The organism is Caulobacter zeae, from assembly GCF_002858925.1.
In the GTDB taxonomy this organism is placed as follows: domain Bacteria; phylum Pseudomonadota; class Alphaproteobacteria; order Caulobacterales; family Caulobacteraceae; genus Caulobacter; species Caulobacter zeae.
Map to the genome: position 1 here is coordinate 114,331 of NZ_PJRS01000017.1, position 17,362 is coordinate 131,692.

Annotated in this window: 18 protein-coding genes; 9 read left to right on the plus strand and 9 right to left on the minus strand. The window is 69.1% G+C overall.

What is annotated here, in order from left to right; genetic code table 11:
* Positions 1-29 precede the first annotated feature (29 nt).
* A complete protein-coding gene (locus SGCZBJ_RS08810) occupies positions 30-1,244 on the plus strand; it encodes an O-antigen ligase family protein (RefSeq protein ID WP_101717680.1) in 1,215 nt (404 codons plus the stop codon).
* Positions 1,245-1,351: 107 nt separating this feature from the next.
* Here SGCZBJ_RS08810 and SGCZBJ_RS08815 read toward each other — a convergent pair whose 3' ends face one another.
* The 3 genes from SGCZBJ_RS08815 to crtY are packed head-to-tail and all read right to left on the minus strand — an operon-like array spanning position 1,352 to position 5,012.
* Entirely contained in the window at positions 1,352-2,308 is a 957-nt protein-coding gene (locus SGCZBJ_RS08815) for a phytoene/squalene synthase family protein (protein WP_101717629.1), read from the minus strand.
* Entirely contained in the window at positions 2,305-3,828 is a 1,524-nt protein-coding gene (locus SGCZBJ_RS08820; protein WP_101717630.1) for a phytoene desaturase, read from the minus strand. The genes SGCZBJ_RS08815 and SGCZBJ_RS08820 overlap by 4 nt, the downstream gene beginning before the upstream one ends.
* Positions 3,825-5,012, minus strand: coding sequence for a lycopene beta-cyclase CrtY (crtY, locus tag SGCZBJ_RS08825; protein ID WP_101717631.1), 1,188 nt, complete (start codon positions 5,010-5,012; stop codon positions 3,825-3,827). The genes SGCZBJ_RS08820 and crtY overlap by 4 nt, the downstream gene beginning before the upstream one ends.
* Positions 5,013-5,135: 123 nt before the next feature.
* On the opposite strand from crtY, the gene folD reads away from it, so the two are divergent.
* Positions 5,136-6,014 (plus strand): bifunctional methylenetetrahydrofolate dehydrogenase/methenyltetrahydrofolate cyclohydrolase FolD, encoded by an 879-nt coding sequence (gene folD / locus SGCZBJ_RS08830; RefSeq protein ID WP_101717632.1) that lies wholly within the window; start codon positions 5,136-5,138, stop codon positions 6,012-6,014.
* A gap of 216 nt (positions 6,015-6,230) precedes the next feature.
* Here the strand turns inward: folD and SGCZBJ_RS08835 are convergent, their stop codons facing one another.
* The 4 genes from SGCZBJ_RS08835 to SGCZBJ_RS08850 form a co-directional block, all read right to left on the minus strand.
* On the minus strand, positions 6,231-6,710 hold the full coding sequence (locus SGCZBJ_RS08835; RefSeq protein ID WP_101717633.1) for an Hpt domain-containing protein: 480 nt from the start codon (positions 6,708-6,710) through the stop codon (positions 6,231-6,233).
* Positions 6,711-6,823: 113 nt separating this feature from the next.
* The gene (locus SGCZBJ_RS08840; RefSeq protein WP_101717634.1) at positions 6,824-7,603 is read right to left on the minus strand and encodes an NAD kinase; all 780 of its coding nucleotides are present in this window, start codon (positions 7,601-7,603) and stop codon (positions 6,824-6,826) included.
* A gap of 59 nt (positions 7,604-7,662) precedes the next feature.
* Positions 7,663-7,983, minus strand: a complete 321-nt coding sequence (locus SGCZBJ_RS08845) for a hypothetical protein (protein WP_101717635.1) — start codon at positions 7,981-7,983, stop codon at positions 7,663-7,665.
* A gap of 2 nt (positions 7,984-7,985) precedes the next feature.
* Entirely contained in the window at positions 7,986-9,107 is a 1,122-nt protein-coding gene (locus tag SGCZBJ_RS08850; protein WP_101717636.1) for a DUF2336 domain-containing protein, read from the minus strand.
* Between the two features lie 143 nt (positions 9,108-9,250).
* Between SGCZBJ_RS08850 and glpK the strand changes: the two genes are divergently transcribed.
* The 5 genes from glpK (at position 9,251) to SGCZBJ_RS08875 (ending at position 14,974) form a co-directional block, all read left to right on the plus strand.
* Positions 9,251-10,744 (plus strand): glycerol kinase GlpK, encoded by a 1,494-nt coding sequence (glpK, locus tag SGCZBJ_RS08855; protein WP_101717637.1) that lies wholly within the window; start codon positions 9,251-9,253, stop codon positions 10,742-10,744.
* Between the two features lie 177 nt (positions 10,745-10,921).
* The gene (locus SGCZBJ_RS08860) at positions 10,922-11,884 is read left to right on the plus strand and encodes an SMP-30/gluconolactonase/LRE family protein (RefSeq protein WP_101717682.1); all 963 of its coding nucleotides are present in this window, start codon (positions 10,922-10,924) and stop codon (positions 11,882-11,884) included.
* Positions 11,791-13,011 carry a Gfo/Idh/MocA family protein gene (locus SGCZBJ_RS08865; protein WP_101717681.1) on the plus strand — a complete coding sequence of 407 codons (1,221 nt, stop codon included), beginning with the start codon at positions 11,791-11,793 and terminating at the stop codon, positions 13,009-13,011. The genes SGCZBJ_RS08860 and SGCZBJ_RS08865 overlap by 94 nt, the downstream gene beginning before the upstream one ends.
* A complete protein-coding gene (locus SGCZBJ_RS08870) occupies positions 13,011-13,853 on the plus strand; it encodes an alpha/beta hydrolase (RefSeq protein WP_101717638.1) in 843 nt (280 codons plus the stop codon). The genes SGCZBJ_RS08865 and SGCZBJ_RS08870 overlap by 1 nt, the downstream gene beginning before the upstream one ends.
* A gap of 179 nt (positions 13,854-14,032) precedes the next feature.
* Positions 14,033-14,974 (plus strand): hypothetical protein, encoded by a 942-nt coding sequence (locus tag SGCZBJ_RS08875; RefSeq protein WP_205685346.1) that lies wholly within the window; start codon positions 14,033-14,035, stop codon positions 14,972-14,974.
* Here SGCZBJ_RS08875 and SGCZBJ_RS08880 read toward each other — a convergent pair.
* Both SGCZBJ_RS08880 and SGCZBJ_RS08885 read right to left on the minus strand, forming a co-directional pair.
* Complete coding sequence (locus SGCZBJ_RS08880; protein WP_101717640.1) at positions 14,971-15,645, minus strand: uracil-DNA glycosylase; 675 nt, start codon at positions 15,643-15,645, stop codon at positions 14,971-14,973. The genes SGCZBJ_RS08875 and SGCZBJ_RS08880 overlap by 4 nt on opposite strands.
* 11 nt (positions 15,646-15,656) lie before the next feature.
* A complete protein-coding gene (locus SGCZBJ_RS08885) occupies positions 15,657-16,259 on the minus strand; it encodes a LabA-like NYN domain-containing protein (protein ID WP_101717641.1) in 603 nt (200 codons plus the stop codon).
* Between the two features lie 51 nt (positions 16,260-16,310).
* Here SGCZBJ_RS08885 and folK point away from each other — a divergent pair, with 51 nt between their 5' ends.
* Both folK and rpoZ read left to right on the plus strand, forming a co-directional pair.
* Positions 16,311-16,793: a 2-amino-4-hydroxy-6-hydroxymethyldihydropteridine diphosphokinase gene (gene folK / locus SGCZBJ_RS08890; protein WP_101717642.1), complete on the plus strand. Its 483-nt coding sequence runs from the start codon at positions 16,311-16,313 to the stop codon at positions 16,791-16,793.
* Positions 16,794-16,943: 150 nt separating this feature from the next.
* Entirely contained in the window at positions 16,944-17,303 is a 360-nt protein-coding gene (rpoZ, locus tag SGCZBJ_RS08895; protein WP_058350513.1) for a DNA-directed RNA polymerase subunit omega, read from the plus strand.
* The last annotated feature ends 59 nt before the right edge of the window (positions 17,304-17,362 follow it).

The following is a 17,362-nucleotide window of genomic DNA, read 5'->3' on the forward strand; positions in this document are numbered from 1 at the left end:
GACCGGTCAGCGTCGCGCCGCCGAGGCTCCTGTTTCCCCAGATCGCCATCTTCACCGCAGCGGTGTTCCTGCTGCTGCTCTACAGCGGCGGCTGGGAGCTGCCGCTGGTGGGCGAGAACGCCGACGAGGCCGGCTCGGCCATCCTGCGCGTCGCCTACCTGCCGGCCTATGCGGCGGGTTTCGGCCTGATCGCCCTGGACCCGCGCAACAGCTTCCGGGCCAGCATCCGCCAGCCGTTCCTGTTCGCCCTGATCGGCATCGTCTGCCTGTCGACCTTCTGGTCGATCGCGCCGGACGTCACCACCCGCCGCGCCTTCGCGGTGACCTGCACGACACTGGGCGGTGTCGCCCTGGCCGCGCGCTTCCGCTGGCGCGAACTGGCCGAGGTGTTCGCCGCCACCTTCGCTGTGCTGATCATCGCCTCCTACGTGGTCTGCATCGCCGTACCGCGCATCGGGGTGATGACCGAGCTGTTCCCTGGCGCCTGGCGCGGCCTGTGGCGCGAGAAGAACGGCCTCGGCGGCATGATGGCCTTCGGCTTCTGCATCGTCTCGGCCGCCGCCCTCCTTAACCCCAAGCGGGCCAGGCTGTGGTGGGGCTTCGCCGTGCTGGCGATCGGCCTGGTCCTGATGTCGACCTCCAAGACCTCGCTGGTGTCGCTGATGCTGGGCGTGGCGGCCCTGGGCTTCGTCCTGATCGCCCGGCGCGGACCGGCGGCGGGCACGGCGGCGACCTGGACGGCGGTGACGGGCTTTGGCCTGTTGATCGCCTTCGTCGTGCTGGCCTCGGACGTGTTCTTCGCCATCCTCGGCAAGGACGCCACGCTGACGGGGCGGACCAAGATCTGGAGCGCGGCCTTGGTCGAGATCCAGGAGCGGCCGTGGCTGGGCTTCGGCTACCACGCCATCTGGGGCGACAAGAGCGGCTGGGGGCCCTTCGCCTGGATCAGCAAGAACGCCGGCTTCCAGGCACAGCACGCGCACAATTCCTGGCTGGAGCAGTGGCTGGGCATGGGCCTGTTCGGCATGGCCGCCTGGGGCCTGTTCTACATCCAGACCATGACCCTGGCCCTGATCGCCGTGTTCCGCGACCGAGGCGCCTTGCTCGCCTTCCCGTTCCTGGTCGTCTACAGCCTCGTGGCCCTGACCGAGAGCATCGCGGTGGCCTATAACGACTTCCGCTGGGTGCTGTTCGTGGCCCTGGCGGTGAAGCTGGCGTTTCCGGACCGGGAGCTGGAGCGGTAGGGGCGTGGCCCTCGTCCTTCGACAGGCTCAGGATGAGGACCATTTCCGGCGCTGAGATTCAGTAGAAAGCCTCATCCTGAGCTTGTCGAAGGGCGAGGTTTCGCAGCTCAGATCTTCGACCACATCGCCGGCCGCTCAGGCACTGCGCCCAGCCGGTCCAGCGTCGCCGAGCGCAGGGCGACGATCCCGCCTTCCAGCGCGCGCCAGGCCTTCATCCGGCCGCTGACGACCACGCGTTCGTCCCAGGCCGCAGGGCCGGCCGAGACCACGTCCAGGCCGATCTGGCGATAGACGCCGCGCGCCGCCGCGATCGCCCAGGCCGAGCGGACGGGCAGGTCGCGCAGGCCCCAGCGGGCCGAGGCGTAGTAGGGCTCGGCGGCTTCCACCAGGCGGCGGGCGAGGGCGGCGACGTCGGCGCGGCGGGCCGGGTCGGTCAACTGCTCGACCGGCAGGTTCAGTTCGGCGAGCCAGGCGCGGGGGACGTAGACCCGGTCGTTGCGGGCGTCCTCGACGATGTCGCGGGCGATGTTGGTCAGCTGGAAGCCCAGGCCCAGATCCTGGGCGCGGCGCAGTGTGGCGAGATCCGAGGCCGGCACGCCCATGACGATGGCCATCATCGCGCCGACCACGCCCGCCACGCCCCAGCAGTAGGCCAGCAGGTCTTCCAGCGTTTCGTAGGTGCGGCCTTCGACGTCCATTGAGAAGCCGTCGATCATGTCGAGGGCGTAGCGCTCGGGTATGCCGCGCCGCAGGGCCACGGTTTGGAAGGCGGCGAATACCGGATCGGTTGGCGTCTCGCCGGCCAGGGCGCTGCGGGTCTGGGCGTAGAGGGCGGCCAGCCGCGCCGGCGCGTCGGCCACCGGGCTCATGCCGTGGCCCAGGGTCTGGCCGTCGATGACGTCGTCGCAGTGCCGGCACCAGGCGTAGAGCATCTCGGCGTCGGCCCGGGTCTGGGCGTCGAACAGGGCGGCGGCCGCGGCGAAGCTCTTGCTGCCCTTCTGGATCGCTTCCCGGCTTTGGGCCTCGAGATCGGGGGCCTCGATGTCGGCTTCCAGCGCGCTCATTCGGCGGCCGGGGCCAGGGTGGCGAAGTCGTCGATCATCAGCCCGGCCGTGGCCTTGGCGCTGCCGACCACGCCGGGAATGCCCGCGCCCGGATGGGTGCCGGCCCCGACGAAGTAGAGGTTGGGGATCACGTCGTCGCGGTTGTGGGTGCGGAAGAAGGCGCTTTGGGTGAGGATCGGCTCCAGCGAGAAGGCCGCGCCCTTCCAGGCGTTGAGGTCCTTCACGAAGTCGTCGGGCGTGATGAAGCGGCTGGTGACCAGGTCGGCGGTCAGGCCCGGAATGTAGTGCTTTTCCAGATAGGCTAGGATCCGGTCGCGGTACTTGGGCCCCTCGACCGACCAGTCGATGTCGGCGGTCTCGAGGTTGGGCACGGGCGACAGGGCGTAGAAGGTCGAGCAGCCTTCCGGGGCCATGGCCGGGTCGCTGGCGGTCGGATGGTGCAGGTAGAGCGAGAAGTCCTCGGCCAGGGCGTTCTTGCCGTAGATCTCGCCGATCAGCTCCCGGTATCGATTTCCGAAGCAGATGGTGTGGTGGCGGATCTCGGGATGCTGGGTCTTGAGGCCGAAATAGACCACGAATAGCGACGGGCTCCAGCGCTTGTTCTCCAGCGCCTTGCCGACCTTCTGGCCGCGCGGCTCCTCGCGCAGCAGGTGGCGGTAGGTGTGCATGACGTCGGCGTTGGAGGCGACGGTGTCGAAGGCCTCGAAGCCTTCCTTGGTCACCACGCCCGTGACCCGGCCCTCGCGCACGGCGATGCGCTCGACGGGGTGCGAGAGATGCAGCTTGCCGCCCAGGTCGGTGAACAGCTTGGCCAGGGCCCGCACCAGGGCGTGGGTGCCGCCGCGCGGGAACCAGACGCCGCCGCGGCGCTCCAGGGCGTGGATCAGCGCATAGATCGACGAGGTGGCGAACGGGCTGCCGCCGACCAGCAGGCTGTGGAACGACAGGGCCTGGCGGACGTGCTCGTCCTTCACGAAGCCGGCGACCTTGTCATAGACGCTGCGCCAGGCCTGAAGCTTCATCAGCGCCGGAGCCGAGGCGATCATCGAGCCGAAGTCGAGGAAAGGCACGGCGCCCAGCTCGACATAGCCCTTCTGGTACAGCTCTTCGGAGTAGGCGTGGAAGCGGCGGTAGCCGTCGACATCGGCCGGGTTGCGGGCGGCGATCTGGCGATCCAGGCCCTCCTGGTCGTTGACGTAGTCGAAGACGTCGCCGTCTTCCCACAGCAGACGGTAGAAGGGGTCGATCGGCAGCAGGTCGACATAGTCCTCGATGCGCTTGCCCGAGAGCTCGAACAGTTCCTTCAGGCAATCAGGGTCGGTGACGACGGTGGGGCCGGCGTCGAAGGTGAAGCCTTCCTGCTCCCAGACGTAGGCGCGACCGCCCGGCTTCTCGCGACCCTCGTAGAGCGTGACGTCGAAGCCCTGCGATTGCAGGCGCACCGCGAGCGACAGGCCGCCGAAGCCGGCGCCGATGACGGCCGCCTTGGGACGGGGCGGAACCGGGGCGTGGGCGTTCATGCGTCTTGTCCTCCGAACACGGAACTCTCGCTTATGCACTTCATGGCGGCCGGGATGGGCACCGGCGGCTTGCCGATCAACACCCGCGCCTTGTCGCGCCAGGTCAGGCGCGCCGCATAGAAGCGCTGAATGAGCGGGACCGATAGTCGGTAGAACCGCTCCAGCACCCGATAGCGCTCTTCCGGCGCGCAGGCGCGGAACAGCATGCGGTTGAGCAGGCGCAGGAAGCTACGCTTGCGCCAGGTCGCCTTGGAATGGGCCTCGACGCAGGCGCGGACGCTGGCGCTGGTGATGCGGGGCAGGGCGGCGATCTTGTCGGCCAGCCGGGCGGCGTCGGGCAGGGAATAGCCGGTGGTCGGCTGGAAGAGGGCGGCGCGCAGGCCAACCTCCGCCACCTGCGGACGGGCTTCGCGCCAATAGGCGTCGATGTCGCCGCCCAGGGCGATGGGCAGCACGCCGTGCTCCTCGCGCTCGACCGCCTCGATGGTCCAGCCCTGGGCCTTGGCGTAGTCGGCGATGGCCGCGCCCAGCGAGGCCCGGTCCAGGCCGGGGCCGTCGCTGTAGCGGGTGTCCTCGATCAGCAGGCGGTGGGCGTCCAGCGGCAGGACGTAGACGAAGCGGTAGCCGTCGGTCTGCGGCACCGTGGCGTCCATGATGATGGGCGCGGAAAGGCCGTGCGGCGCGGAAAGGCGCAGGTCCTGGCCGACGAACTTCTGCCAGCCCAGGGCCAGGCGCTTGCTGCGGCGGGCGCCGCGGCCGTCGATCACCGCGCCGGCGACGATGCGGCGGCCGTCGGCCAGGGTGACCTGGTGCGGATTGACGTCGACGACGGCGATGCTCGTCCATGCATCGGCGCCCAGGGTGCGGCTCACCACCTCGTGCAGGCGCTTGGAGGTGATTGCGAGGTAAGGCGTGGGCAGGCGGCGGCTGTGGGCGGGGAAGCGCACCTCGTAGCCGGTCCAGCGGTGCACGATCAGCGGCCGCAACCAGCCGCCGATGGCGGCGTCGACATCGGTCTCGAAGTGGCACCAGGTGTGCTCGCCGCCGATGGTGGCCTCGCGCTCCAGCAACAGCACCCGCAGGCCCGGCCGCAGCGCCTTGAGGCGCAGGGCGACCAGGCTGTTGGCCAGTCCGCCGCCCACCAGGACGACGTCGGCGCGAAGCGCGGCGGAAGCGGATTCCATCGTTCTGGCTCTAGCACGAAAGAACGGCGCTCACGCCAGCGCTATGACGCAAACCTCGCGCCCGTTTGGGCGTTGCACCCAGGCGGGCGAGACGTTAGGGGAGCGCGCACAGGAGCGCCCCACATGCCAGAAGCCGCCATCATCGACGGGAAGGCCTTCGCCGCCCGCCTGCGCCAGACCATCGCCGCCGAGGTCGCGGCCCTGAAGGCCGAGCACGGCCTGACGCCCGGCCTGGCCGTGGTGCTGGTGGGCGAGGATCCGGCCAGCCAGGTCTATGTGCGCAGCAAGGGCGAGCAGACCCTCGAAGCGGGCATGCACTCCGAAACCCATCGCCTGCCGGCCGACACCAGCCAGGCCGAGCTGCTGGCCCTGGTCGAGCGCCTGAACTCGGATCCCGCCGTGCACGGCGTGCTGGTGCAGTTCCCGGTGCCCGACCACATCAGCCAGGCCGCCGTGGTCGCCGCCATCTCGCCCGACAAGGACGTCGACGGCCTGACCGTGGCCAACGCCGGTCGCCTGGCCAGCGGCCTGCCGGCCCTGACGCCCTGCACCCCGACCGGCTGCATGATGCTGCTGCGCGACCAGTTGGGCGAACTGTCGGGCAAGAGCGCCGTGGTCATCGGTCGCTCTAATTTGATGGGCAAGCCGATGGCCCAGCTGCTGCTGGCCGCCGACTGCACCGTCACCATCGCCCACTCGCGCACCAAGGACCTGCCGGCGGTCGTGCGCGAAGCCGATATCGTCGTGGCCGCCGTCGGCCGTCCGCAGATGGTCAAGGCCGACTGGGTCAAGCCCGGCGCGGTGGTCATCGACGTGGGCATCAACCGCATCCCCAAGGATGACGGCAAGACGCGCCTGGTTGGCGACGTGGCCTTCGACGAGGTCAAGGCCGTGGCCTCGGCCATCACCCCGGTGCCCGGCGGCGTGGGTCCAATGACCATCGCCTGCCTGCTGGCCAACACCGTCCTGGCCGCCAAGCGCCTGAACGGGATCGGCGAGTAGTTCTCTTCCTCCCGTCATTCCCGCCCTTGTGGCGGGAACCCCTCTGTCAGCCGCAAGGGCGGAGGGGGCGGGGTGCTTGGCACGCCGAGGGCAGCTTACGTACAAGTGGACCCAGGGTTTCCCGCCACAAGGGCGGGAATGACGGGAGTGGGGGTAAACGAAGAAAGCCGGGGCGATGGCCCCGGCTTTCTTGTTTCCAGTTCTGATCGCAACCGATCAGCCGGCCAGGTACTCGGCCACGCGGCCTTCCAGCTCCAGCGCCAGGGCGCGGCCCACGGGGTGCTCGTCGGTCTTGATGTCGTCGCGGACGCAGGCCTTGATCGCGTCGATGTGACCGTCGACCAGGAACATCGGCGCCTGCAGGCGGGTGGCCGGATCGTCGATCAGCTTGCACAGCGATGCGGCCAGGCGCGTGATCAGCGGGAATTCGTAGGTGGCGCCCAGGCCCTTCAGGTCATGGGCGCGCAGGTAGAGGGTCTCGACCGTCTGGGCGTTGAGGCCGTCGGCGCGCACGCCCTGGCGGGCGGCTTCCAGCTTGACGATCTCGTCGTTGAGCCATTGGGCGAAATTGCCCGACAGGCTCTTGAGCGCGGCTTCGGCCTTGGCGATCGCGGCCATGTCGATGCCCCCGCGTCCGCCCACCTTGAGCTTGAGCATGTTCGGCACCTGGATCACCTCAGCGGTGGGCTTGTTCATCGGGTCGCCTCCCCGTCGGCGTTACTTAGGGAACGGTCACACGACAGGCGTTAACAATGAGTGAGACGAAGGTTTCACTCCACAGGCCCGTGTCGGGTTTCCGACGTTCCCGGCTAGGCCGAGAACTGTTCTGTCAGTACGCGCTCCTCAAGACTGCGGCCCGCGTCGAACAACATCGACAGGGTCGAACCCCGGTCCTCGGAGATATGCACCTCGACGACGTCGCGGACCTCGTAGTTATCGGCCACGGCGCTGACGGGTCTCTTATCGCATTCCAGGACCTCGAACGTCACCCTCGCGCTCTGCGGCAAAAGCGCGCCCCGCCACCTACGCGGGCGGAAGGCGCTGATCGGGGTCAGGGCCAGCACCCGGGCGTCCAGGGGAATGATCGGGCCGTGGGCCGAGAGATTGTAGGCGGTCGAGCCCGCCGGCGTGGCCACCAGGGCGCCGTCGCAGACCAGTTCGCCCATACGAACCTTGCCGTCGATCGAGATGCGCAGCTTGGCCGTCTGGCGGGTCTGGCGCAGCAGCGAGACCTCGTTGATCGCCAGGGCCCGGTGCTGGCGACGACGCGAGTCGATGGCGACCATGGCCAGCGGGTGGATGACGGCGCGCTCGGCGGCGTTGATGCGCCCCAGCAGGTCGTCCTCGCTGTACTCGTTCATCAGGAAGCCGACCGAGCCGCGGTTCATGCCGTAGATCGGCTTCTGGTTCAGGATCGTCTCGTGCAGCATTTCCAGCATGAAGCCGTCGCCGCCCAGCGCGACGACGATCTGGGCGTCATCGCCGGCGTCGCCGTAGCGGGCCGTCAGGCGCTCGCGGGCCTCCTGGGCTTCGGGGCGGTCGCTGGCCTTGAAGGTCAGGCGAGTCGAGTACGGCTGGGCTTGGAACATGCCGCCCCAAGTGGCGGGATCGCCGGTCGCTTGTCAAACGGCGGTCTGGAGAGCCTTCGTCAGGCGGCGTCTGCGGCGCGCGCAAGGCGTTGACGGAGGGCCTTCATCGTCGCCTTGGCGGGGTGGGCGAGCGACAGATAGCCCAGGCAGAATTCGTAATAGATCGAGATGGTCTCGCCCTCGACGATCAGCGAGCCTTCGACGAAGTCCTCGTCGGGCGTCCAGGCGGGGAGGTGCAGCGCGCCGCCCAGCCGGCCGGCGATCTCGGCCAGTCGCGGGCGGAATGGAATGGTGGGGTCGCAGGCCTCATCCCAGAAGCACGGCGTCCAGCCGTGCTGTTCGTTGTGTTTGACCGACGGCGGAAGCGGCAGGCGCGCCAAGGTCAGGCGGCGCTGACGGCCTGGCGGAAGGCCATGGCGGCGATGTCGGGGCGGAACGGGCCAAAGGCGCCGCTGGCCTTGCGGGCGGCTTCCGCGCCGCCGCCGGGGCGCCCGCCGTTCAGCTGGCGCACGTGCTCGAGGATGGTCGGAAAGACGCTGCGGTCGATGCCGACGGCCGAGCAGGCCAGGGCCAGCAGCTCCGGACGGTTGCTGTCGATGGCGCGGCGCACCTGGCGCACGTCGAAGCGGCCAAGGCGCGCCATGGCGAAGACGAAGAGCGGAAGGCGGCCTTCGCGCAGAACCCGCAGCAGGTAGCCGGGACGCAGCTGGCCGGCGGCGTCGAGCTTCTCGACCAGAGCCGCCTCCATCTCCTCGCGGTCGGCCTCGTCCTCGACGGCGAGGGCCGCGGGGGCGGAGGGCAGAAGGCCCAGGTGAGCCGCGTGGGTGGCTTCGTCGACGGCCGCCTGCATCTTTGCCGGATCCAGGTCGAAGCGACCGGTCAGGGCTTCACGCAGGGCGCGGCCGACCCACAGATAGAGCTGCTCGGCCAGCAGCGGCGACAGGCCGGGGTGACGGGCCAGGGGCGAGCGCAGGGCCACGACCTCCTTGGCCTGGGCCACGAGGCGGCCCATGGCGTCCTGGTTGATCTCGGCGCTGGCGTTGCCGGCCAGGGCGGTCAGCACGGCCGGTTCGCTCTGCGACAGGATGGCCTCGACCACCGGGGCGCGCAGGCCAGGACGGCGGGCGACCTCGATCTGGTGCTCAAGGGTGGCCTGCACCAAGAGGCGGATCAGGTCGTGGTCCTGCAGCACCGGGCTGCGGGCGATGATCGGACGGGCGATCTCGATCTCGTCGAGGGCCAGGATGTTGACCAGGGCCGACGGGGCCCAGCTCGCATCGGCCAGACGTTCGGCCAGGCGCTGGCGGATGTCGCGCTCGGCCTCGACCACCAGGGTCATGAAGATCGAATCGAGCAGGACCTGGATCTCGGGCGCGGCCGGCTTGCCTTGCGCCTCGCCGGTTTCACAAAGGTCGACGATGCCGGCGAGCAGGCGTTCGCGGTCTTCCGGCTCGCGGCTGCGGGCCAGGGCAAGAAGCTCGGCGGTCTGTGCGGCTTGGCTCACGACCCTCCTCGGGCGCCAAACGGAACTGTGGCTACCTTGGTGTTCCCAGATGAAAACATGCTTAAACAGGTCAAGCCACGGAACCCGGAGACTAGCGGCGCTCTGTCGCAGGTGAATCTGGGGATGTGAAAGAGGAAACGCGTATGGGGCGAGCACTGATCCTGGCTCTGGACCTGGGAACGACCAGCACCCGGGCCATCCTGTTCGACCACGAGGGCCGGCCTGTCGCCGAGGCCGGACGTCCGCTGCGCCAGAGCTATCCCCATGATGGATGGGTCGAGCACGACGCCGAGGAGATCGCCGCCGCCTGCGTGGCGGTTATCCGCGAGGCGGTCGAAAAGTCGGATGCGTCGCTCGAAGAAGTCGTCGCCCTGGGCATCACCAACCAGCGCGAGACGGTTGTGGTCTGGGACAAGGCCACCGGCCGCCCGATCCATCCGGCCATCGTCTGGCAGGACCGCCGCACCGCCGAGGCCTGCGAGAAGCTGCGCAAGGAAGGCAGGGAAGCGGAGGTGACGGCCGTCACCGGCCTCCTGCTTGATCCGTACTTCTCGGCCACCAAGATCGCCTGGCTGCTCGACAACGTGCCGGCCGCCCGCGCCCGGGCGCAGGCGGGCCAACTGCTGGCCGGCACCATGGACACGTGGACGATCTGGAAGCTGACCGGCGGCGCGCGCCACGTCACCGACGCCACCAACGCCTCGCGCACCCTGTTGTTCGACATCCAGGCCCAGGACTGGTCGGACGAGATGCTGGAGCTGTTCGGCGTGCCGCGCGCGCTGCTGCCGCAGGTGCTCGACTGCGCCGCCGACTTCGGCGAGGTCGGCGCCCAGGTGTTGGGCCGGCCTTTGCCGATCCGGGGCGTGGCCGGCGACCAGCAGGCGGCGCTGATGGGGCAGGGGTGCATCCGTCCCGGCGAGATGAAGGCCACCTACGGCACCGGCTGCTTCATGCTGCTCAACACCGGCGCGGCGCGTCCGGTCTCAGCCTCGCGCCTGCTGACCACGGTGGCGGCGCGGGTGGACGGCCAGGCGACCTACGCCCTGGAAGGCTCGATCTTCGTGGCCGGCGCGGCGATCCAGTGGCTGGGCGAGGGGCTTGGGATCACCGGCGGCCCGCGCGCGGCCGAGGCCCTGGCCCGAGCCGCCAAGGCAGACCACGGCGTGGTGGTGGTGCCGGCCTTCACCGGCCTCGGCGCGCCATGGTGGGACGCCAAGGCGCGGGGGGCGATCTTCGGCCTGACGCGCGACGCCGGACTGCCCGAGATCGCCGCGGCCACCTACGACGCCTGCGCCCTGCAGAGCCGCGACCTGATCGAGGCCATGCGCGCCGACGCGCCCGACGCCTTCCTGGGCGAGGCCCAGCTGCGCATCGACGGCGGCATGTCCAAGAGCGCCTGGTTCAGTCAGCGCCTGGCCGACCTGACCGGCCTGCCGGTGGCCCGCGCCAGCTACCAGGAGACCACGGCCCTGGGCGCAGCGCTGTTCGCGGGGCTGGGGGCGGGGCTCTACGACTCGCTGGAGGCGGCCGCCCGGGCCCGTCCATCCGCCGAGGACCTGAAGCCCGCCATGGCCGTCCATGCCCGCGAGGCGGCCTATGCCCGCTGGCTGGATGCGGTGCCGCGCGTCCGCTCCTGAAATCTCAAATCGCGTTGCACGTCGCCGAAGACGTCTCGCCAACCTGAGCGGGCATTGCTATGACATCGCTGTCATAAGCAAGAACCAAAAAGGGAGGCCTCACGCATGACCGCGACGCGCCGCACCGTCACGCTGGCTCTGGGAGCCGGCGCCGCACTCGCCGCCGGAGGCCTTTCCATGTCCGCTCAAGTCGCCGCCCCGACCCTGGGCTCCATCCGTCGCCTGTCGCCGGCGCTCGACGCCGTGGTCGCCCCCGACGCCAGGATCGAAAAGCTGGCCGACGGCTTTACCTGGTCGGAAGGGCCGGTCTGGGTGAAGGATGGCCAGTACCTCGTCTTCTCCGATGTGCCGGCCAACATCATGTACCGCTGGAGCGAGAAGGACGGCAAAAGCGTCTTCCTCTCGCCCTCCGGCTATGACGGCCCGCCGACCAAGGTCTTTCGCGAGCCGGGCTCGAACGGCATGGCCCTGGACGCCAAGGGCGACCTCTTGGTCTGCAACCACGGCTACCGGGCGATCACGAAACTCGATTTGAAGACCAAGGCCCGCTCGGTCGTCGTCGACCGCTACCAGGGCAAGCGCTTCAACAGCCCCAACGACCTGGCCGTCGCCAAGTCCGGCGCGATCTACTTCACCGACCCGCCCTATGGCCTGGAGGGGCTGGACGCCTCGCCGGTCAAGGAACTGGCCTTCAACGGCGTCTACCTGCTGGCCGCCGACGGTTCGCTGGCGGTGGTCGACGACAAACTGACCTTCCCCAACGGCGTGGCGCTGAGCCCCGACGAGAAGCGCCTGTACGTGGCGGTCTCCGATCCGAACGGGCCGGTGATCATGGCCTACGACCTGGGCGCCGACGGCCTGCCGACCTCGCGCAAGGTGTTCTTCGACGCGGCCGCCCTGCACAAGGCCGGCGGCCCGGGCCTGCCCGACGGCATGTGCCTGGACACCGAGGGGCGCCTCTACGCCACCGGGCCGGGCGGCGTGCTGGTGATCACCCCGGCGGGCGAGCTGATCGGCGTCATCGAGACGGGCGGCCCGATCGCCAACTGCGCTTTCGGCGAGGACGGCAAGACGCTGTTCCTGACCGCCGACAAGACCCTGGCGCGGGTGCGCCTGAAGACGACCGGACTGGTCTGGTAGCGATGCAAGGAGAGGCTGGGTTGATGAACAAGCGCACGTTCATGCAGGTCGGCCTCGCCGCCGGCGCCATGGCCGCCACGGCCCCGGCGGCCGCGCTGGCCCAGGCCAAGGCCGAGGGCCGCAAGCTCGGCTACGCCATGCTGGGCCTTGGCTACTACGCCACCCAGATCATCATGCCGCGCTTTGCCGAGTGCGAGCATTCCAAGCTTACCGCCCTGGTCAGCGGTACGCCGGACAAGCTGGCCAAGTACGGCGCCCAGTACGGCGTTCCGGAAAAGAGCCGCTATTCCTACGAGACCTTCGACCGGATCATCGACGATCCGACCGTCGACATCGTCTATGTGGTCACGCCCAACAGCCTGCATCGCACCTTCACCGAGCGGGCGGCCAAGGCCGGCAAGCACGTGATGTGCGAAAAGCCGATGGCGACCTCGGTTGCGGATTGCGAGGCGATGATCGCCGCCTGCAAGGCCGCCGGCCGAAAGCTGATGATCGGCTATCGCAGCCGCTTCGAGCCGCACAACCTCGACGCCATCGCCCTGGCGCGGGGCGGGGCGCTGGGGCCTGTGGCGACCATCGTCGCCGACCACGGCTGGACCGCCAGCGATCCGGGCATGTGGCGGGTGAAGAAGGCCCTGTCGGGCGGGGGCAGCCTGATGGACATCGGCATCTACAGCCTGAACGCCGCCCGCTACCTGACCGGCGAGGAGCCGATCGCGGTCAACGCCATGGAGTCGACCGATCGCTCCAATCCGGTGTTCGCCGAGGTCGAGGACACCATCAATTTCCAGCTGCTGTTCCCGTCGGGGGCGACGGCCAACTGCGTCTCGACCTACAGTGCCAACTGCAACCGCTATCGCGTGTCGGGCCCCAAGGGCTGGGTCGAGATCGATCCGGCCACCAGCTATGGCGGTCAGGCGATGCGGGCCAATCTCGACGGCCAGGCCAAGCCGCGTAACCCCCCGCCGGTCAAGAAGAGCCAGTTCGCCGGCCAACTCGACCACTTGTCGGAGTGCATCCTCACCGGCCGCGACCCGATCGTGCCGGGCGAGGAGGGGCTGAAGGACCTGCGGATCATCGAGGCCATCTACAAGGCGGCCCGCGAAGGCCGGACGGTGAAGCTGTGATGCGCCGCCTGATCCTCGCCGCCGGCTTCGCGCTGGCTCTGCCGGCCATGGCCTGCGCCCAGCAGCGCGTGGCGCTGTGGCCCAATGGCGCCCCGGGCTTCGAGGCCCGCAAGGCCATCCCCGAGCAGTCGGCGGAATACTGGGCCAAGTCGATCAACGACCCGTCGGTGATCGCCTACCTGCCGCCGGCCGACAAGGCCACGGGCGCGGCGGTGATCGTGCTGCCGGGCGGCGGTCACAAGATGCTGGTCATCCACCCGGAAGGAACCGACGTCGCCAAGGTGCTGAACCCCATGGGCGTGGCGGTGTTCGTGCTGAAGTACCGCCTAAGCCAGGAGGAAGGCTCGCCCTACACGATCGACCATGCCCGCCAGGACGCGGTGCGGGCGGTGCGGCTGGTGCGCTCGCGCGCCGCCGAGTTCGGGGTGGATCCGAAGAAGATCGGCCTGATGGGTTTTTCCGGCGGCGGCGAGGTGGTGGACCTGGCCGTCTATGGCTCGACCGCCAAGGACCCCAAGGTCGACGCCGTCGACCAGGTCAGCGGCCGGCCCGACTTCCAGGTGCTGATCTATCCCGGCCCCACCGGCATTCCCGACAAGATCCCGGCGGATACGCCGCCGGCGTTCATCCTGGCTGCCGACGACGACGAATGCTGCTCGGCCCCGCCGGTGGAGCTGCTTGCGAAGTTCCGAGCCGCCAAGGTTCCGGTCGAGTTCCACCTGTTCCAGAGCGGCGGCCACGCCTTCAACATGGGGTTCCGCACCGAGAAGGCGGCGATCCGAGCCTGGCCGGAGCGACTGCGCGACTGGCTGGCCGACAACGGTTGGCTGGGGAGGAGGTAGCGGCCACGCTAGTCACCTCTCGGTAGTGACCTTCGACGATAACTCCGGTTGTGAAGCGTCGCGGCGCCCGCTTGGTGCGAGGCGCGCAGTGCGCGGTAGGAGTTCGTCGCATGGTTCTTTCGGTGGGCGATCGTCTGTTTCGCGAGCCCGGGTCTCTCTCGGAGCGTTCCCAACTGGTCTTGAGCCTGATCCCGACGGGCCCCGAATGGCTGGCCTGGGCGATCAGCGACCGTAGCGCCCACTTCGCCTTCCCTGACGAAGAGGCGCTTCTTACCGAATTGCCGAACCTGCATGGCAGTGCGCTCGTCCTGTTGCCGGCCTTGGGGCTTCTGGCGCGTCCGGCGCAACTGATCACGCTGGAGATCGACGCGCTGAACGACCTGCTGGCGGCCGAACAGACGCGCACCGAAGAGGCGCTGGCCAAGGCGCGGGCGGTGCTGGCCGGGCTCGGACTGTTGACCCAGGACGACCTGGTGGCCGGTTGGTCGCTGCTGACGAGGCTGGGCGTCGCCGGCGCGCCGGTGTTTCAGGTCATGGACTATCCGGCGCATGAGGCCGTCCTGGCCCTGGTCGAGGTGCTGAACCACGTGGATGTCGAGTTGGCGAGAGAGGCGGCGGCCTTCGCCCTGACCGTTTCCAGTTCACCGGCCGAGTTCGCCGATCACGTGGAAATCTATGTCACGCTGGCCGACAAGCGCGAGGCGCCGGCGGCTCGCGCCACCAGGATCGCGGCGGTTCTGCGGGCCTTGAAGGTCAGGCTGTTCGGCTATCTGGGCGCCTTGCAGGTCACCGAATCCAACGCCGCCCCGGTGGTGGGACTGGCCGTCAGCCAGTTGATGATGCGCGGCGGCTTCCTGGGCTTCACCCGGCTGTCCTTGGCCGCGCGCGAAGTGGTGGCGGTCGGCAAGCCGATGGAGCCCGACGCCGTCGATGCGGCGGTGCGCGCCTGCGTCGAGCCTGTCCCCAGCCTGCTGGCGTCCAACCTCTGGCCCATGAAGCAGGGCCTGCTGCGACAGGACGGCGCCGTCGAGTTCCCGATCGAGGATCAAGGCCGGCGGCTGGTGATCCTGCTGGACGCCGGCGGCACGGTCAGTCTCGACCGCGCCCGCCTCGCGGCCTAGCCGGCCGCGTCCACGTAGGCGCGCACCCGCGCGAAAAGCTCCTCGAACATCGGCGTCGTCAGGCGTCCGGTGTTCGTGTTGAGCCGCGAGCAGTGATAGCTGTTGAAGATACGGTAGGGGCCGGCCTGGAACTCCGAGCCATGGCCGGGGATGCCGGCCGAGGCCTTCAGGCCCAGGGTCTTGAGCACATTGCGCCGCGAGACGTCGCCCAGGGTGACGATGGCCTTCAGGTTCGGGAACATGTCCAGCCGCGCCTTCAGGAAGGGGCGGCAGGCGTTCTCCTCGCTGGTCTCGGGCTTGTTGCCGGGCGGGGCGCAGCGCACGGCGTTGGTCACCGCGCTGCCGACCAGTTGCAGCGAGTCGTCGATGCGGGCCTCGAACTTGCCGGTGGCGAAGCCGTACTTGATCAGGGTCTCGTAGAGCAGCGTGCCGGCGTAGTCGCCGGTGAAGGGCCGGCCGGTGCGGTTGGCGCCCTTGCGGCCAGGGGCCAGGCCCACGACCAGCAGGCGGGCGTCCTTGTCGCCGAACGACGGGGCGGGGCCGTTGAAATAGTCCGGATAGAGCTCCTGGTTCTCGCGGCGATAGGCCACCAGGCGCGGGCACAGCGGGCAGTCGCGCGGCGGCTCGGCCGGGGAGGGGACGACCTCGCCGGCGATGTTGGAATGCTGCATGTCGTCGGCCCTTAGTATTCGTCTTCGGCTTCGCGCTCGGCCGGGGTGCGCTGGTCGGCCGAGGTGTAGCGCTGTTGCGGCGCGCGTTGCGGGCGGCCGATGATGTTTCCGAGGTCGCTGAGGTCGACGAAGTTGTCGGCCTGGCGACGCAGGTCGTCGCTGGTCATCGGCGGTTGGCTCTTCATGGTCGAGACCACGGTGACCCGGCGACCCTTGCGCTGCACGGCCTCGACCAGGGCGCGGAAATCGCCGTCGCCCGAGAACAGCACCAGGTGGTCGACGGTCTCGGCCATCGCCAGCATGTCGACCGCGATCTCGATGTCCATGTCCCCGCGCCAGCGCTTGCGGCCCTGGCTGTCGGTGTATTCGCGGGCCGGCTTGGTCACCAGGGCGAAGCCGTTGTAGTCGAGCCAGTCCACCAGCGGACGGATCGGCGAGTAGTCGTCGTTCTCGGCGATGGCGGTGTAGTAGTAGGCGCGCACGAGCAGGCCGCGCTTCTTGAACTCGTCGAGGAGCTTTCGATAGTCGATGTCGAAGCCCAGCGCCTTGGCGGCGGAATAGAGGTTGGCTCCGTCGATGAACAGCGCCAGCCGCTCGGTCGGATAGAAGGTCACGGGTCAAATTCCTTGAAAAATCGGCTGGATAAAAATCGTCCGGACGCGACCGTGGTCGTCGCCCTCGGCTGTAATCTGCCCGGAGCCTACACGAGTCGCGAGGCTCTGTTGGAGGCGGCCGTGGCGGCCCTGGCGGGTGAGGGGATGGCGGTGGTCGCCCGGTCGGGCTGGTGGACCTCGGCCGCCTGGCCTGATCCGACCGGACCGGCCTATCTGAACGGCGTCGTGCTGGTGGAGACGGACCTGTCGCCCGCCGAGGCCCTGGCGGCCCTCCACCGTGTCGAGGCCGCGTTCGGCCGCGCCCGCTCCGAGCGCAACGCCGCGCGCACCCTGGATCTCGACCTGATCGCCCACGGGCGCACGGTGACGGACGGCAATCTCGTCCTGCCCCATCCCCGCGCCCATGAGCGCCTGTTCGTCATGGGGCCGCTGGCGCAGGTGGCGCCGGACTGGGTCCATCCGGTGCTGGGAGAGCGTGCGGGCGATCTCGCGGCGAAGGCGAGCGTGGGGGCGGACGCCCGTCCGGTCAGCTGATATTCGGGAAATCTGCGGCCACGCTGGACTTTGCTTTTCGGAAAAGGCATACACGCCGCCTCGCGAAAGCTGGGCGACAACCGAAGCGGCGTTGCGTGACGCCGCACGGAGCCCTATTTTGAGAGACCTTACGGTCAGCCCGAGGAATTCATGGCCCGCGTCACCGTCGAAGATTGCGTCGAGAAGGTTCCGAACCGCTTCGCGCTCGTCCTGCTGTCGGCGCACCGCGCCCGCGGCATCTCGGCCGGTGCGGCCCTGATGGTCGACCGCGACAACGACAAGAACCCGGTCGTCGCCCTGCGCGAGATCGCTGACGACGTGATCGATCACGAGGGGCTCAAGGAGCACCTGATCACCACGCTGCAGCGCGTCGACGAGCATTCGGAAGCCGAGGAAGAGGCCGAAACCCTCGCCCTGCTGGCCGATCCGACTCACATGCAGATGAGCGAACTGGAACTCGTTCGCGCGCTGCAAAGCGACCGCGACGGCGGTCAGGAGGAGCGGTACTGAGCCCCGACGGCGCAGACCCTCTGATCATCGAAGCGGCGCCCGCCGCCGCTCCGTCCGAA

Coding starts and splice junctions, on each gene's coding strand:
- SGCZBJ_RS08815 (WP_101717629.1), bottom strand. CDS start 2,308: ATGAGCGCGCTGGAAGCCGACATCGAGGCCCCCGATCTCGAGGCCCAA.
- SGCZBJ_RS08820 (WP_101717630.1), bottom strand. CDS start 3,828: ATGAACGCCCACGCCCCGGTTCCGCCCCGTCCCAAGGCGGCCGTCATC.
- crtY (WP_101717631.1), bottom strand. CDS start 5,012: ATGGAATCCGCTTCCGCCGCGCTTCGCGCCGACGTCGTCCTGGTGGGC.
- folD (WP_101717632.1), top strand. CDS start 5,136: ATGCCAGAAGCCGCCATCATCGACGGGAAGGCCTTCGCCGCCCGCCTG.
- SGCZBJ_RS08835 (WP_101717633.1), bottom strand. CDS start 6,710: ATGAACAAGCCCACCGCTGAGGTGATCCAGGTGCCGAACATGCTCAAG.
- SGCZBJ_RS08840 (WP_101717634.1), bottom strand. CDS start 7,603: ATGTTCCAAGCCCAGCCGTACTCGACTCGCCTGACCTTCAAGGCCAGC.
- glpK (WP_101717637.1), top strand. CDS start 9,251: ATGGGGCGAGCACTGATCCTGGCTCTGGACCTGGGAACGACCAGCACC.
- SGCZBJ_RS08860 (WP_101717682.1), top strand. CDS start 10,922: ATGTCCGCTCAAGTCGCCGCCCCGACCCTGGGCTCCATCCGTCGCCTG.
- SGCZBJ_RS08870 (WP_101717638.1), top strand. CDS start 13,011: ATGCGCCGCCTGATCCTCGCCGCCGGCTTCGCGCTGGCTCTGCCGGCC.
- SGCZBJ_RS08880 (WP_101717640.1), bottom strand. CDS start 15,645: ATGCAGCATTCCAACATCGCCGGCGAGGTCGTCCCCTCCCCGGCCGAG.
- rpoZ (WP_058350513.1), top strand. CDS start 16,944: ATGGCCCGCGTCACCGTCGAAGATTGCGTCGAGAAGGTTCCGAACCGC.